Below are 14261 nucleotides of genomic sequence, written 5' to 3'. Positions count from 1 at the left end.
GGCGGCGGCGGCGCGGCGGCGGGCGCGCTCATGTCACCTCGGCGGTCTCGAGGACCACCACGCCGGAGCGCAGGCGCACCACCCGGCCGCAGCGGGCGGCGAGCTCGGCGTCGTGGGTGACGATGACCAGCGTCATGCCGCGCGCGCGCTGGGCGGCGAAGATGAGGTCCATGATCTGCCGGCCGGTGGCCTCGTCGAGATTGCCGGTGGGCTCGTCCGCCAGGAGGATCTGCGGCTCGGGGGGCGAGCGCGCGGGCGCAGCGCCACGCGCTGCTGCTCGCCGCCGGACAGCTGCGCCGGATAGTGCGATCCGCGCGCCGCCGAGGCCGACCGCCTCCAGCTCCCGCGCCGCCCGCGCGAAGGCGTCGGCGCGGCCGGCCAGCTCCAGCGGCACGGCGACATTCTCCAGCGCGGTCATGGTGGGGATGAGGTGGAAGGACTGGAACACGATCCCCACATGCCGACCACGGAAGCGCGCCAGCGCATCCTCGTCGAGGCCGGTGAGGCGGGTGCCGGCGACCTCAACCGTGCCGGCGTCCGCCCGTTCCAGGCCGGCCATGACCATCAGCAACGTCGACTTGCCGGAGCCGGAGGCGCCGACGAGGCCCACCGCCTCGCCGGGCCGGATCGCGACGCTCACGTCCTTCAGCACATGGACGCGGGCCGGCCCGGTGCCGAGATAGAGGTCGATATGCGATAGGGAGAGGATGGGAGAAGGAGTGGCTATGTCGTCCATGCGCATCGCGGCGAGCAAGAATCCTGAGGCAGCGGGGAGGATCCTGCCCCCAGAGATCCCTTGCGCCAGCAAAGCACCATTCGCCGGCCGTGGGAACGCGGCGCCGGTGCCGCAGCCAAAGGCGGCGACGCTGCGGAAGCTGGCCGCGCCAGCGCTGGCGGTGGCGCTTGCGGCGCTCAGCGCGCTGTTCACGTTCGCGTCAGAAGCCGCCGCGCGGCCGATCCGCATCGTCGCGTTCGGCGACAGCCTGACCGAGGGGCTCGGCCTGCCGAAGACCCAGGCCTTCCCGGCGCAGCTGGAGGCGGCGCTGCGCGCCAAGGGCTACGAGGTGGAGATCGTCAATGCCGGCGTCTCCGGGGAGACCGCGCCCCAAGGGCTGATGCGGCTCGATTGGTCGGTCCCGGCCGCACCGACGCGGTGATCGTCGAACTGGGCGCCAACGACATGCTGCGTGGCCAGAATCCCGACGGCACGCGGCGCGCCTTGACCGAGATCGTGCGGCGGCTGAAGGTGAAGAACATCTCCGTCCTGCTCGCCGGCATGCGGGCCGCACCCAATCTCGGCGCCGATTATGCCGCGCGGTTCGATCCCCTGTTCCCGGAGATCGCCGCCCAGGAGGGAGTGCTGCTCTATCCGTTCTTCCTGGACGGCGTGGCGGGCAGCCGGGCGCTGAACCAGCCCGACGGCCTGCATCCCAATGCCCGCGGCGTGGCGGCCATCGTCGCCGGCATCCTGCCCAAGGTGGAGGAGCTGATCGGCGCGGTGAAGGCGAAAGGCGGGGCGGGGCAATAGCCGCCCGCGCCTCAGCGGATGAACTGGTCGACGAAGTCCGCGCCGAGGCCGGCCTCGGCGTAATGGCGGCGGCACAGGTCGATCTTGGTGAACACGTCCTCGTAGCCCATGACGGCGCCGTCCGGGTCCACATAGATCATCGCCCCGTTCACCTGGAACAGGGTGATCATCTCCTCCACGTGCGCGTCCACCACCAGCGTGTGGGTCTCGCCCGGCGCCTCGTAGACATAGCCGCCCTCCTGCGCCACCCAGTCGTGCTCCAGGTAGCGCCAGGAGCCCTTCAGCACATAGCCGTGCACCGGCTGGGGGTGGCGGTGGCGCGAGAGCACGCCGGACTTGCGCACCTTCAGCAGGTTCACCCAGTAGCCGCGCGTCGCCGACAGGCACAGCGGGCGGAACCACACGTTCGGCTGCTGCGGCACCCAGACCCGGTCGTCCTCGGGGATCACGCTCGGGATGACGATCTCCGGCGGGCTCTCCTTGGGCTGGGGGTGGCGGTAGGGGATGCGCGCCTGATCGGCGCTTTCCGGCGTCTTGGGGCGGCTGGCGAGGTCCGGCAGGGCCATGGCGGGTCTCCTTCAAGTCAGGCGGCGCGGGCGGGGGCGATGGCGCTCAGGCCTTCGAGCCGCTCCATGGCGTCGGCGATGTCCTCCGCCGTGAGCGCGCGCTCGAAGTTGCGGGCGTGGGGTGCTTCGTGGGTCAGGCGCGCGATGGTGCCGACGAGGTCCGGGCGCGGCGCGGCGATGCCGAAGTCCTTCAGGCAGATGGGCAGGCCCACCTTGCGGTAGAAGGAGAACTGTTCGTGCATGAAGTCCTTGGAGCGCCGCTCCAGCAGGAACTGCACCAGCAGCGCATAGGCCACCTGGCAGCCGTGCAGCGCGCCCGAGGTCTCCGGCACCGCGGTCAGGCCGCGCGTCATGGCGTGGGCGATGGACAGGCCGGCGCCCTCGAAGCCGAGGCCGGCGAGCAGGAAGCATGCCTCCACCACCTTCTCGAACGCCGCGTCCGGCGTCTTGGCCTCGGCCGCGGCCAGCGCGTCCACGGCGTGGGCGCGCAGCACGCGGTCGCACAGTTCGGCGAGCGCGGAGGCGGCGAGCGTCGCCCGCGCGCCGAACATGTTGGGGCCGTCCGCACCGACGCACTGGGCGGCCTCGAAGCGCTTCACCAGCGCGTCGCCGATGCCGGACACGAGCAGCGACGCCGGCGCGGCGGCGAGGATCTGCGTGTCCACCAGAACGATCTCGGGATTGCGCGCCAGCCGGTCCACCCGCGCCAGCCGGTGGTTATCGTCATAGAGCACGAACACCCGGCTGGTGGCGCCGTCCTGCGAGGCGGCGGTGGGCAGGGTGACGAGACGCAGCCCGAGCGCATGGGCCACCGCCTTGCCCATGTCGACGCCCTTGCCGCCGCCCGCCGCCAGAACGAGGTCGGGCGCGAAGGCGCCCGCCGCATGCGCCAGGCGCTGGGCGGCGGTCTGCGTCACCTCGCCCTCGAACGACAGGGTTGAGAAGGCGAGGCCCTGCGCCTCCAGGAGCGGCGCGATGCGCGCGCCGAGCGACGGCGCCATCAGCGCGTCGGTGACCAGCAGCACCCGGCGCGGCGGGCGGGGACCAGATGCGCGGTGATCAGGGCGGCGAGTTCGCCGAGCGCGCCCGGGCCCTGCACATAGAGGCTTGGCGCGCCGAGGACCTTGAGATTGCGCATGGCGTTCCTCCCGTGTCTGGCGAACCTGCGTCAGGCGATGGAATAGCCGCCGTCCACCGGCAGCACGGCGCCGGTGACGTAGCGCGCGGCCGGCGAGGCGAGGAAGCCCACCACGCCCGCCACGTCGTCCGGCTCGCCCCAATAGCCGATCGGGATGCGCGCGGTGATGGCGGCGCGGCGCTCCGGATCGTTCATGGCGCCCGCGGACAGGCGGGTGCGGATCCAGCCCGGCGCCACCGCGTTCACGCGGATGCCGTCATGGGCGAAGGCGACCGCGAACGAGCGCGTCAGCTGCACGATGGCGCCCTTGCTGGCCGCATAAGCGGGATTGCGGCCCGAGCCGAAGAACGACCACATGGAGGCGACGTTGACGACGCAGCCGCGCCTGAGCCGCAGCGCGTCGCGCAGGGCCATGGTGACCGCCTGGGCGCCGCCGAGATTGACATCGATCACCTTGCGGAAACCGGCCGGGGAGAACTCCTCCATGTCGTGCAGGATGATGCCGGCGGCATTCACCAGCACGTCGACGCCGGGGAGCCGGGCGGTGAGGCGCGCGATGGCGTCGTCGTCGGTGACGTCGAGGTCCAGGAAGGTGAATCCGGGGTCGTCGAAATCGGCTTCCCGGTCGCGTCCGAGGGCCACCACGCGGCACCCCTCGGCGAGGAAATGGCGCGCGCAGGCGAGCCCCAGCCCCGTCCCGCCGCCCGTAATTACCGCCACGCGCCCGCTTAAATCGATTAGGCCTTCCATGGAACCGTGGCTCCATCCCATTGTCCCGCGCCCGTTCCGGCCCGGGGCGCATCCCTCATGGTGATCCCTCCCGGCGCCGGACCCGAAGGCGGCGGGGAGGACGGGGACGGCGCATTGTGCCCCTAGCATGCGTCGGTTCGCGGCGGACGTGAAGAGGCTGCGGGGGGAGCTTGCGCCTTTCCACCGTGGCGGGCGGCCTCGGGCAAGGCAGTAAGCCTCAGCGCTCGCCCGGGCGGATGCCGTTGTCCTTCAGGTCGTCGACGATGGCGCCGACGATGGCGCGGCGCACCTTGCCGCTGGCGAGCCACGTCCAAAGCACCCTCGGCACCCGGCCGCCCTTGAAGTGGTCGATGAGCTTGCTCGCCACCGCGTCGGCGCGTGCGCCGATCGCGGCCTCCAGCCGCGCGAGGTCGAGATCGAAGGGGCGGGAGGGCCAGGCCGGCATCTTCGTGTAGTCGCCGCTGGCCAGCTTGCCGAGCAGCGGGATGACGGGCAGGCACTTCACGGTCCGCCCCTCCATCTTAAACGGGCTGTCCACGAGGAATTCCGCGTGCCGGGGATCCTTCAGCCAAGGGGCGACGATGGGATTGACATGCCCGGCCGCCCCGTCCGCTGGCAGCACGAAGCGCGTGGCGAGGAAACGCTGGCAGTTGCGCCGGCCGAGCATGTAGTCGTGATGGCGGAACGCGCGCGAGAGGAAGCCGCCGAAGCCGGCAAGGCCGGTGCTGGCGAGCGCCGGCCGCTGCGGCGCGTCGGTCTTCGGGTGGCGGCGCGAGGGAAGGATCGCGAAGCGGCTCGTCACCTGCGGGTCGCGCGCCAACGCCAGTTCGTCCGCCTTGAAGCGGGACTGGGCCAGCAGCACGCTGAAGAAGGTCTTGGCGACCGAGATCAGCGTCCGCGCCTGATTGGGATTGTAGCTCCTCGGCTCCACCACGATGTCCGGGAACGGGTCGATGAGGATCACGGCGGCCCTGGCCTCGTCCGGCGCGCGCGGGTTGCGGCCGCCTTTGGACAGCGACCGGCGGCACAGCTCCAGGGGCTCGTTGTTGAACATGCCGCCATCGACGCAGACGATGGGATATTCGCCGTCGGCGAAGTGGCCGGTGTCGTGCAGCGGGTCGATGGTGTCGTACCGCCCGGCGACGCTGCGCCAGGATTTCGGATCGTCCGCCGGCTCGGCCGGCGCGCCTTCGACCTCGATCCGCTCCGGCGGCCGCCGCGCTCGGGATGAACCAGCGGCGCTTCACATAGGCGTCGAATTTCCGGTCCAGCGCACGCGCCGCGAGGCCGAACGGAAACGCCCCGCTGGTCACGGCGACGCGGCCGAACAGCGTCCAGGGCGTGTCGTCGCCGCCGCCGGCGCGCAGGACCGCGTGGTCCTCCTCCTCGGGGGCGGTGCCCTCCGGCACGCCCGGCCCCTGGAGCTCGAAGCCGAAATGGTCCGCATGGAGCGACATCTGGTGGCCGGCGTCGGCGTCGGTGCCCTCCAGCCGCAGCGAATAGGCGACCCCGCGCAGGTTGCTGACGCAGATGTGGATCGGTAGCCGGTCATCCACATAGGCGCGCGGCCGGTCGGCCTTGCGCGCATAGGCGAGCGCAGCCCGGGTGATGTCGTCCAGCGGCTCGGCGTTCAGCAGCGACATGAGCGGCCGCGAGGCCTTGATGTCGTCCGTCGCGAGCAGCTTGTCGATGTGGATCTGCTCGACCCAGCAGTCGTAGAGCGGATTGCCGGTGGCCGCGCCCGGCTCGGTCTCGCCAGTGACCGGGCGGATGCGGGTGTTGAGCATGGTGGCGGCGATGGCGGTCACCATCGCTCCCGCCGAGGTTCCGGACATGGCGGCGATCCGCGCGCCATAGGGCGGCGCCACCACGGGCATCTCGCCCGGCAGGCCGGCGGCGAGGTGGCTGGTGTCGCGCCCGGCGCGCACGTCCTCAATGGCGTCCAGCGCCTCCAGGAGGAAGTCGACCACCCCCGCCGTATAGGCGCCGGCGGAGACCGCGCCGGCCATGACGAGGCCGATCCGGAACACGGGCATGGCGCCCGCATCCGCCGCGCCCGAAGAGCCGCCGATGGAAGTTTCGCCCATGGAAGTGTCGGCCATGGAACAGCCCTCATGTGATTGCCGTCATTTAGAACACAATCTTGAGTTGCTGCCAAGGCCACGCTGCGCCGGGCACCGGGCGCCGGGCGATCAGGGCGGAGGGAGCACCAGCCGGCCTATAAGCCGGGTTCTGTACGGCGGGCTTGCGCCCGCGCGGCGGCCATTCCTCTGGGACGCCGGTTGCCCGGCGCCTCTAGCAGTCAACCCGGACGGCGCCCCGGAGGCGGGGCTGGTTTCCCGTGCCGTCCCTATTCGACTTTGCTCCCGGTGGGGTTTGCCGTGCCGCTTCCGTTGCCGGTCGCGCGGTGGGCTCTTACCCCACCGTTTCACCCTGGCCTGTGCGTGCACAGGTGGTCTGATTTCTGTGGCACTTTCCCTGGGGTCGCCCCCGCCGGACGTTATCCGGCACCGTGTCTCCGTGGAGCCCGGACTTTCCTCGGCATCGAGATGCCGCGGCCGCCCGGCCGGCTGGTGTTCCGCAGCAATGGGGATGCGCGCCGCCGGCGTCAAGTGCGCGGGGCGTCCCGATCACCCGGTGCGGGGGAGCGCGGCGCGCGGTGCCGCCGGAGGATGGCGCCGAGCACGAGGCCGAAGCCGGCGCCAAAGACGATGCCGAACGGACCCAAAGCCGGCGCGAGGACGAGACCCGCGCCTGCGCCCAGGATCATCCCCGGAACCGATTGGGACTGTCGCGCCAGCATGGCGTCAGCTATAGCCTGAGGCCCGCAGGCGGAACAGGTCCCCTCTGCTCCGGACCCTGCTCGCCGTCCGTCGCGGCGGCGCGCAATCCTTCCTCTTGCGCAGGCCATAAAAAAACGTACGATCGTTCCAAGCTGGACCAACCGGCATCGGAGGATATCGCCCGCGCCACGCTGCCCGCCCGCTTGGGCGCGCCGCAGCGGGCTCATCTCCTCCCAAACGGGTCGAGGACGCTCATGGCCATCATCGAGGACGCGGTCGACCGCCGCTCCGACACGTTCCGCCGCAACCGCGAGGCGCTCGAGGCGAGCGTCGCCGACCTCCGGGACAAGGTGGAGCGCGCCGCCGAGGGCGGCGGCGCGGTCGCGCGCGAGCGGCACCTCAAGCGCGGCAAGCTGCTGCCGCGCGACCGCATCCGCACCTTGCTCGACACCGGATCGCCGTTCCTGGAGCTCTCCCAGCTCGCGGCCTACGGCATGTATGACGGCGAGGTGCCGGCCGCCGGCATCATCACCGGCATCGGCCGCGTCTCCGGCCGCGAGTGCGTGATCGTCGCCAACGACGCGACTGTGAAGGGCGGCACCTACTTCCCCATGACGGTGAAGAAGCACATCCGCGCCCAGACCATCGCCCAGAACAACCATCTGCCCTGCCTCTATCTGGTGGACAGCGGCGGCGCCAACCTGCCGAACCAGGACGAGGTGTTCCCCGACCGCGAGCATTTCGGCCGCATCTTCTTCAACCAGGCCAACATGTCGGCGCTGGGCATCCCGCAGATCGCGGTGGTGATGGGCTCGTGCACCGCCGGCGGCGCCTATGTGCCGGCCATGGCCGACCAGTCCATCATGGTGAAGAACCAGGCCACCATCTTCCTCGCCGGCCCGCCTTTGGTGAAGGCCGCCACCGGCGAGGTGGTGACCGCCGAGGAGCTGGGCGGGGCGGACGTGCACACCCGCATCTCCGGCGTCGCCGACCACATGGCCGAGAACGACGCGCACGCGCTGGGCATCGCCCGCTCCATCGTCGCCGACCTCAATTCTACCAAGGCCCACTCCCTCGACCTGCGCGAGCCGCGCGCCCCGCTCTACGACGCCAAGGAGATGTACGGCATCGTCTCGGCCGACCCCAAGCAGCCGTTCGACGTGCGCCAGATCATCGCCCGCATCGTCGATGCTTCGGAGTTCGACGAGTTCAAGCCGCTCTACGGGCAGACGCTGGTCACCGGCTTTGCCCGCATCTTCGGCTATCCGGTGGGCATCATCGCCAATAACGGCATCCTGTTCTCGGAGAGCGCGCAGAAGGGCGCGCACTTCGTCGAACTGTGCTGCCAGAGGAACATCCCGCTGGTCTTCCTCCAGAACATCACCGGCTTCATGGTCGGGCGGAAATACGAGGCCGGCGGCATCGCCAAGGACGGCGCGAAGTTCGTCACCGCCGTGTCCTGCGCCAGCGTGCCGAAGTTCACGGTGGTGATCGGCAATTCCTTCGGTGCCGGAAACTACGGCATGTGCGGGCGCGCCTTCGACCCGCGCTTCTTGTGGATGTGGCCCAACGCCCGCATCTCGGTGATGGGCGGCGAGCAGGCGGCCAACGTGCTCGCCCAGGTGCGCCGCGACGGCATCGAGGCCAAGGGCGGCTCCTGGCCGGCGGAAGAGGAGGAGGCCTTCAAGGCGCCCATCCGCACCCAGTACGAAGTGCAGGGTCATCCTTATTATTCCTCCGCCCGCCTGTGGGACGACGGTGTCATCGACCCCGCCGACACCCGCATGGTGCTGGCGCTGGCGCTCTCCGCCGCGCTCAACGCGCCCGAGAAGGAGACACGCTTCGGCGTGTTCCGCATGTGATGGCGGCCCCGCTCCGTGCGGCGCCCCGCGTTCCCCAGCCAAGCGACGGCGCAGCCGGAGCGCCGAGCCGGGGTCCGGCGCAGGGCTCCTGCGCAGCAGGCTTTGCTGTGTGCCGTCGTCCCCACGAAGACCGCCTTCGGCGGCACTTCTGCGCGGGGTCCCGGCGCTCCTCCTGCGCGGCTGTTCCGCGCTCCCGTCGGCCGGGACACGCCCGGCGTGAAAGGCGGTTCCCATGAGCCTTCTCTTCACCGTGGCGAACGGCGTCGCCGTCATCACCCTCGACCGGCCGCAGGTGCACAACGCCTTCGACGACACGCTCATCGCCGCGCTCACCCGCGCCTATGAGCGGGCGATCGACGACCCGGCGGTCATCGCCATCCTGCTGCGCGCCAGCGGCAAGAACTTCTGCGCCGGCGCCGACCTCAACTGGATGAAGCGCATGGCGGGCTATTCCCGCCACGAGAACCTCGCCGACGCGATGGCGCTCGGCCGCCTCATGCACACCATCGACACCGCGCCGAAGCCGACGCTGGTGCGCATCCAGGGCCTGGCCTTCGCCGGCGCCACCGGCCTGATCGCCGCCAGCGACATCGCCGTGTGCGCGAGCGACAGCGAATTCGCGATCACCGAGGTGCGGCTCGGCATCATCCCCGCCGTCATCAGCCCCTATCTGGTGCGCGCCATGGGGGCGCGCCAGGCGCGGCGCTATTTTCTCACCGCCGAGCGCTTTTCCGCCGAAACCGCGCGCGACCTCGGCTTGGTGCACGAGGTGGTGCCCGCCGAGGAACTGGACGACGCCGTTGAGCGGCACCTGAAGGCGCTGCGCGCCGGCAGCCCGGCCGCCATCGCCGCCGCCAAGGACCTGATCGCGGCCGTCGACCGGCCGGTCGACCTCACGGTGGTGCAGGACACCGCCCGCCGCATCGCCGACCAGCGCGCCAGCGCCGATGGCAAGGAGGGCATCGCCGCCTTCCTGGAGAAGCGCAAGCCCAAATGGGGAACGCCATGAACAGGCCCGTCATCCGGCCCATCCGCACGCTCCTGGTGGCGAACCGCGGCGAGATCGCCGTGCGCGTCATGCGCACCGCGAAGCATATGGGGCTGCGCACCGTCGCGGTCTATTCGCAGGCCGACGCGAACGCGCTCCACGTGGCGGTGGCGGACGAGGCCTATCCCATCGGTCCCGCGCCGGCGCGCGAGAGCTATCTGAAAATCGACGCCATCCTGGACGCGGCCCGCCGCAGCGGCGCGGATGCGATCCATCCCGGCTACGGCTTCCTGTCGGAGAACGCCGACTTCGCCGAGGCGTGCGAGAAGGCCGGCATCGTCTTCGTCGGCCCGCCCGCCTCCGCGATCCGCGCCATGGGCTCGAAGAGCGCCGCCAAGGCGCTCATGGAGACCGCCGGCGTGCCGCTGGTGCCGGGCTATCACGGCGCGGACCAGGACGAGGCGCTGCTCGCCCGCGAGGCGGCGCGCATCGGCTATCCGGTGCTCATCAAGGCCTCCGCCGGCGGCGGCGGCAAGGGCATGAAGGTGGTGGAGAGCGCGGCCGCGTTCACTGAGGCCCTCGCCTCCGCCCAGCGCGAGGCGAAGAGCGCGTTCGGCGACGACCGGGTGCTGATCGAGAAGTATCTCACCCGCCCGCGCCATATCGAGGTGCAGGTGTTCGCCGACAGCCACGGCGACGGCGTCTATCTCTACGAGCGCGACTGCTCGATCCAGCGCCGCCACCAGAAGGTGGTGGAGGAGGCCCCCGCCCCCGGCATGACCGCCGAGCGCCGCGCCGAGATGGGCCGCGCCGCCGTCGAGGCCGCCAAGGCGGTGGGCTATGTGGGCGCCGGCACGGTGGAATTCATCGCCGAGGGCGACGGCTTCTACTTCATGGAGATGAACACCCGTCTCCAGGTGGAGCATCCGGTCACCGAGGCGATCACCGGCCAGGACCTCGTGGAGTGGCAGATCCGCGTCGCCGAGGGCGAGCGGCTGCCGCTCTCGCAAGGCGAGATTCCGCTGAAGGGCCACGCCATCGAGGTGCGGCTCTATGCCGAGGACCCGCAGAAGGACTTCCTGCCCCAGGTGGGACGCCTGGAGCATCTGGTCCTGCCGTTCGGCGCGCCGGGCGCCCGGGTGGATACCGGCGTGCGGGCCGGCGACACGGTCTCGGTGCACTACGATCCCATGATCGCCAAGATCATCGCCGCCGGCGCCGACCGCGCCGAGGCGATCGCGCGGCTGGAGACGGCGCTTGCCCGGACCGAGGTGGTGGGCCTGTCCACCAACCGCGCCTTCCTGAAGGCCATCGCCTCCCATCCCGGCTTCGCGGCGGCCGACCTCGACACCTCCTTCATCGCCCGCCACCAGGCTGACCTCCTGCCGCCGCCGGCGCCGGTGGACGACGCCGTGGTGGCGCTCGCCGCCTTGTTCGTGCTGAAGGAGGAGGCGCGCCAGTCGGCCGAGGCGGTGGACGCGGCCGACCCGTTCTCCCCCTGGGGCCGCGCGCCGGGCTGGCGGCTCAACCGCGACGCCCATGTGGACCTCACCTTCGCCGACCGGGAGCGGCGCATTCCGGTGCGCGCGCACTTCCGCCCCTCAGGCTTCGTGCTCGACTTGCCGGGCGGCCCGGTGACCGTGGAAGGCGAGGCGGACGGGGAGGGCGCCATCCGCGCCCGGCTCGACGGGGTCGCGCTCTCCGCCCGCGTGGTGCGCTCGGGTGCCCATCTCACCGTGTTCGTGCGCGGCGGGGAATATGGCGTCGAGTTTGTGGACCCGCGGCTCGCCTCCCAGGCCGCCACCGGTACCGCCGGGCGCCTGGTCGCGCCCATGCCGGGCACCATCATCCGCATCGCCGTGAGCGAAGGCGAGGAGGTGGCGAAGGGGGCGGCCCTGGTGGTGGTCGAGGCCATGAAGATGGAGCATACCGTCGCCGCCCCGCGCGACGGGCGCGTGAAGGCGCTGAAATTCGCCGTGGGCGACCTGGTGGACGAGGGCGCCGAGCTGCTGGTTCTGGAGGACCTGTCATGAGCCGCCCCGCCGCCGTGCGCATCGTCGAGGTCGGCCCGCGCGACGGGCTGCAGAACGAGCCGGGGATGGTGCCGCTCGGCGCCAAGGTGGCGCTCATCGAGGCGCTGGCCGAAGCCGGGCTCAAGGACATCGAGGCAGGCTCCTTCGTCTCGGCCAAATGGGTGCCGCAGATGGCGGACACCGCCGAGGTCCTGGCGGCGCTGAAGCGCCGGCCCGGCGTGCGCTACGCCGTGCTCACCCCCAACATGAAGGGCCTGGAGCAGGCGCTGGCGGCGGAGGTCGAGGAGGTGGCGGTGTTCGCCGCCGCCTCGGAGGCGTTCAGCCAGAAGAACATCAACTGCACCATCGCCGAGAGCCTGGAGCGCTTCGTGCCCGTGCTCGACATCGCCCGCGCCAACGGCGTCGCCGTGCGCGGCTATGTGAGCTGCGTGCTCGGCTGCCCCTACCAGGGCGAGGTGCCGGTGGCGAAGGTGGTGGAGGTGTCGCAGGCGCTGGTCGCCATGGGCTGCTACGAGGTCTCGCTCGGCGACACCATCGGCGTCGGTACGCCTGGCAAGGCGAAGGCCATGGCGAAGGTGGTGGCGGACGAGATCGGCACCGCGCGGACGGCGCTGCATTTCCACGACACCTACGGCCAGGCGCTCGCCAACGTGCTCGCCTGCCTCGACCTCGGCATCGCCTCCGTGGACAGCGCGGTCGCCGGCCTCGGCGGCTGCCCCTATGCCAAGGGCGCGTCGGGCAACGTCGCCACCGAGGACCTCGTCTACATGCTGGACGGCCTCGGCGTTGCGACCGGCATCGACATCGACCGGCTCGCCGCCGCCGGGCGCGCGATCACCGACGCGCTGGGCCGTCCCTCCGCATCCAAGACCGCGCGCGCTCTGGCGGCGCGGGCCGGATAGCGCGGCGCGCGGCGGCGCTGTGGCCGGTGCCGCACCGGCACGGAACGGCCAAGCCATAGGCATTGACGTTCGGGCACTTTCAGGATCGGATCACGGCACCGCTTCGTCGGTCGGCATGGGGCGGTGGGGGCGCGCGCTTGCGCAGCGCCCACGAGCATCGCCTTCGGCGCCCCGCGGCGCGGGCGGACATGATCCGGCCGGTGGAGCGTCCATGGATCGCGCACCGATCGCCTTTCTTCCGCGCCGCCAGCGGGGCGGCATCACCTGGCCGCTGCCGACCCTCATCGCCGTCGTGGTGGTCGGCGCCATGCTCGCCCTCGGGGCGCTGCTCGTGTGGCAGGGGTGGCACGTGGCGCGCACCGCGCTGCTCCAGTCCGCGCAGGAAAGCACCCAGGCGATGGGGCGGCTGGTGGACGAGAAGGTCCGCCGCCTGATGGCGCCGGCCTCGGCGACGCTGAACTATCTCGTCAGCGATCCGGTCATGTTCGCGTTCGACCCGGGGGAGCGGCTGGAGCGGGCGGGCACCTTCATCCAGATCCTGCAGAGCATCCCGTTTTTGTCGGCGGCCTATGTGGGCTACGCCAACGGCGAATTCATCCTGGTGCGCCCGCTGCGGACCGACGCCGTCCGCGCCAGCGTCGACGCGCCGCCGGAGGCGGCCTTCCTGGTGCAGAGCATCGAGTATGACGTGCGCGGCCGAAAGCGGACCGTCTGGCAATTCCTGAATTCCGAGCGCAGGCAGCTTCTGGCCCGCACCCTCCCCGACACCGGCTTCGATGCGCGCGCGCGGCCCTGGTACATCGACGCCGACCAGTCGCCGGGCGAAAACCTGACCCAGCCCTACATCTTCTTCACCACGCAGAATATCGGCGTGACGCTCAGCCTCGCCGCGCGCGACGGGCAGGCGGTGGCGGGCCTCGACGTGGATCTCACGGACCTCGGTGAGGAGCTGAAGGCGCTGCGCCTCACGCCCAATTCGGAGATCACCATCGTCGGCGCGGACGGCAACGCCTATGCCTATACCGATCTGGACCGCGCCTATCGGCGTGCGGGTGACAGCGTGCGGCTGAGCACGCTCGGCGAACTCGGCGTTCCCGCCCTCACAGCGCTCGGCGCCGCCAACGCAGGACCCAACCAGCCGGTCAGCCTCGACGTCGATGGACAGCCCTGGTTCGGCATCGCCATGCCGCTGGCGGCGTTTTCCGGTGGGCCAGCTGAAGCTGCTCATGGCCACCCCCGACAGCGACCTGCTGGCGGGCATCCGCGCCGGGCTCATCCGGCAGGCCTGGCTGACGGCCGGCATCGCCGCGGTGCTGCTGGTTCTGGGCTGGCTGGTGGGCCACCGCCTCGGGCGCGACCTGACGGTGCTGGCGGGGCAGGCGCAGCGGCTCAGCCGCTTCGACTTCCGCCAGCCGGAGGTGCGCGGCTCGATGATCCGGGAGATCCGCCAGCTGGAGGACGTGCTGGGCGAGGTGTGCAGGACGATCCAGAACTTCCTCGGCACCACCGAGACCATCGGCAAGGAGCCCGGCCTCGACAGCATGCTGGAGAAGGTGCTGCAGCAGACGGTCGCCTCCACCGCCTGCAGCCGCGGGGCGGTCTATCTCCTCGACCCCAGCGAGAGCGGTCTTGAGCTGGCGGCGGTCGCCGTCCCGGCCGGGCAAAGCGCGCCCCAGGCGCCGCTGCCCGATCGGCTCGCCTTGGCGGCGCT

At 71.3% G+C, this 14261-nt stretch carries 15 protein-coding genes and 1 other RNA gene; 8 read left to right on the top strand and 8 right to left on the bottom strand.

Going from position 1 to position 14261, the window contains the following annotated elements:
• Positions 1–28 precede the first annotated feature (28 nt).
• Complete coding sequence (locus AC2W7M_RS09205) at positions 29–736, bottom strand: ABC transporter ATP-binding protein (RefSeq protein ID WP_486131842.1); 708 nt, start codon at positions 734–736, stop codon at positions 29–31.
• 106 nt (positions 737–842) lie between these two features.
• Between AC2W7M_RS09205 and AC2W7M_RS09200 the strand changes: the two genes are divergently transcribed.
• Positions 843–1157, top strand: a complete 315-nt coding sequence (locus tag AC2W7M_RS09200) for a GDSL-type esterase/lipase family protein (protein ID WP_486131840.1) — start codon at positions 843–845, stop codon at positions 1155–1157.
• Positions 1127–1528: a GDSL-type esterase/lipase family protein gene (locus AC2W7M_RS09195; protein WP_486131838.1), complete on the top strand. Its 402-nt coding sequence runs from the start codon at positions 1127–1129 to the stop codon at positions 1526–1528. The genes AC2W7M_RS09200 and AC2W7M_RS09195 overlap by 31 nt, the downstream gene beginning before the upstream one ends.
• 11 nt (positions 1529–1539) lie before the next feature.
• Here AC2W7M_RS09195 and AC2W7M_RS09190 read toward each other — a convergent pair whose 3' ends face one another.
• The 5 genes from AC2W7M_RS09190 to AC2W7M_RS09170 all read right to left on the bottom strand — a co-directional run bounded on the left by AC2W7M_RS09190 (position 1540) and on the right by AC2W7M_RS09170 (position 5036).
• Positions 1540–2094 (bottom strand): 2,4'-dihydroxyacetophenone dioxygenase family protein, encoded by a 555-nt coding sequence (locus AC2W7M_RS09190; RefSeq protein WP_121623294.1) that lies wholly within the window; start codon positions 2092–2094, stop codon positions 1540–1542.
• A gap of 17 nt (positions 2095–2111) precedes the next feature.
• Positions 2112–3119 carry a glycerol dehydrogenase gene (locus AC2W7M_RS09185; RefSeq protein WP_486131836.1) on the bottom strand — a complete coding sequence of 336 codons (1008 nt, stop codon included), beginning with the start codon at positions 3117–3119 and terminating at the stop codon, positions 2112–2114.
• A complete protein-coding gene (locus AC2W7M_RS09180) occupies positions 3095–3232 on the bottom strand; it encodes a hypothetical protein (RefSeq protein ID WP_486131834.1) in 138 nt (45 codons plus the stop codon). The genes AC2W7M_RS09185 and AC2W7M_RS09180 overlap by 25 nt, the downstream gene beginning before the upstream one ends.
• 30 nt (positions 3233–3262) lie before the next feature.
• The gene (locus AC2W7M_RS09175; RefSeq protein ID WP_486131832.1) at positions 3263–3982 is read right to left on the bottom strand and encodes an SDR family NAD(P)-dependent oxidoreductase; all 720 of its coding nucleotides are present in this window, start codon (positions 3980–3982) and stop codon (positions 3263–3265) included.
• Positions 3983–4199: 217 nt separating this feature from the next.
• Complete coding sequence (locus tag AC2W7M_RS09170) at positions 4200–5036, bottom strand: hypothetical protein (RefSeq protein WP_486131830.1); 837 nt, start codon at positions 5034–5036, stop codon at positions 4200–4202.
• Positions 5037–5103: 67 nt separating this feature from the next.
• On the opposite strand from AC2W7M_RS09170, the gene AC2W7M_RS09165 reads away from it, so the two are divergent.
• Complete coding sequence (locus AC2W7M_RS09165) at positions 5104–5526, top strand: hypothetical protein (RefSeq protein ID WP_486131828.1); 423 nt, start codon at positions 5104–5106, stop codon at positions 5524–5526.
• Positions 5527–6187: 661 nt separating this feature from the next.
• On the opposite strand, the gene rnpB is transcribed toward AC2W7M_RS09165, so the two are convergent.
• Positions 6188–6556, bottom strand: an RNA gene (rnpB, locus tag AC2W7M_RS09160) — RNase P RNA component class A.
• Positions 6557–7019: 463 nt separating this feature from the next.
• Between rnpB and AC2W7M_RS09155 the strand changes: the two genes are divergently transcribed.
• The 4 genes from AC2W7M_RS09155 to AC2W7M_RS09140 all read left to right on the top strand — a co-directional run bounded on the left by AC2W7M_RS09155 (position 7020) and on the right by AC2W7M_RS09140 (position 12550).
• On the top strand, positions 7020–8627 hold the full coding sequence (locus tag AC2W7M_RS09155) for a carboxyl transferase domain-containing protein (RefSeq protein ID WP_486131826.1): 1608 nt from the start codon (positions 7020–7022) through the stop codon (positions 8625–8627).
• A 232-nt stretch (positions 8628–8859) separates the two neighbouring features.
• Positions 8860–9636, top strand: a complete 777-nt coding sequence (locus AC2W7M_RS09150; RefSeq protein ID WP_486131824.1) for an enoyl-CoA hydratase/isomerase family protein — start codon at positions 8860–8862, stop codon at positions 9634–9636.
• On the top strand, positions 9633–11648 hold the full coding sequence (locus AC2W7M_RS09145; protein ID WP_486131822.1) for an acetyl/propionyl/methylcrotonyl-CoA carboxylase subunit alpha: 2016 nt from the start codon (positions 9633–9635) through the stop codon (positions 11646–11648). Before AC2W7M_RS09150 ends, AC2W7M_RS09145 begins: the two co-directional genes overlap by 4 nt.
• Positions 11645–12550, top strand: a complete 906-nt coding sequence (locus AC2W7M_RS09140) for a hydroxymethylglutaryl-CoA lyase (RefSeq protein WP_486131820.1) — start codon at positions 11645–11647, stop codon at positions 12548–12550. The genes AC2W7M_RS09145 and AC2W7M_RS09140 overlap by 4 nt, the downstream gene beginning before the upstream one ends.
• Positions 12551–12629: 79 nt before the next feature.
• Here the strand turns inward: AC2W7M_RS09140 and AC2W7M_RS09135 are convergent, their stop codons facing one another.
• Positions 12630–13778 (bottom strand): hypothetical protein, encoded by a 1149-nt coding sequence (locus AC2W7M_RS09135; protein ID WP_486131819.1) that lies wholly within the window; start codon positions 13776–13778, stop codon positions 12630–12632.
• On the opposite strand from AC2W7M_RS09135, the gene AC2W7M_RS09130 reads away from it, so the two are divergent.
• The coding region (locus AC2W7M_RS09130) for a hypothetical protein (protein ID WP_486131817.1) at positions 13756–14261 on the top strand (506 nt) is incomplete at its 3' end. The two genes, AC2W7M_RS09135 and AC2W7M_RS09130, sit on opposite strands and share 23 nt — an antisense overlap.

It is taken from the genome of Xanthobacter sp. BG11Y11_SDJG (assembly GCF_057364445.1).
Note: the sequence above shows the minus strand (reverse complement) of the source record. Positions and strands in the feature narration are given on the sequence as shown.

What these genes read in the sequence shown, in the direction of transcription:
- AC2W7M_RS09205 (WP_486131842.1), bottom strand. Translation starts at nt 736, where the DNA reads ATGGACGACATAGCCACTCCTTCTCCCATCCTCTCCCTATCGCATATC.
- AC2W7M_RS09190 (WP_121623294.1), bottom strand. Translation starts at nt 2,094, where the DNA reads ATGGCCCTGCCGGACCTCGCCAGCCGCCCCAAGACGCCGGAAAGCGCC.
- AC2W7M_RS09180 (WP_486131834.1), bottom strand. Translation starts at nt 3,232, where the DNA reads ATGCGCAATCTCAAGGTCCTCGGCGCGCCAAGCCTCTATGTGCAGGGC.
- AC2W7M_RS09175 (WP_486131832.1), bottom strand. Translation starts at nt 3,982, where the DNA reads ATGGAAGGCCTAATCGATTTAAGCGGGCGCGTGGCGGTAATTACGGGC.
- AC2W7M_RS09170 (WP_486131830.1), bottom strand. Translation starts at nt 5,036, where the DNA reads ATGTTCAACAACGAGCCCCTGGAGCTGTGCCGCCGGTCGCTGTCCAAA.
- AC2W7M_RS09165 (WP_486131828.1), top strand. Translation starts at nt 5,104, where the DNA reads ATGGTGTCGTACCGCCCGGCGACGCTGCGCCAGGATTTCGGATCGTCC.
- AC2W7M_RS09155 (WP_486131826.1), top strand. Translation starts at nt 7,020, where the DNA reads ATGGCCATCATCGAGGACGCGGTCGACCGCCGCTCCGACACGTTCCGC.
- AC2W7M_RS09150 (WP_486131824.1), top strand. Translation starts at nt 8,860, where the DNA reads ATGAGCCTTCTCTTCACCGTGGCGAACGGCGTCGCCGTCATCACCCTC.
- AC2W7M_RS09145 (WP_486131822.1), top strand. Translation starts at nt 9,633, where the DNA reads ATGAACAGGCCCGTCATCCGGCCCATCCGCACGCTCCTGGTGGCGAAC.
- AC2W7M_RS09140 (WP_486131820.1), top strand. Translation starts at nt 11,645, where the DNA reads ATGAGCCGCCCCGCCGCCGTGCGCATCGTCGAGGTCGGCCCGCGCGAC.
- AC2W7M_RS09135 (WP_486131819.1), bottom strand. Translation starts at nt 13,778, where the DNA reads ATGAGCAGCTTCAGCTGGCCCACCGGAAAACGCCGCCAGCGGCATGGC.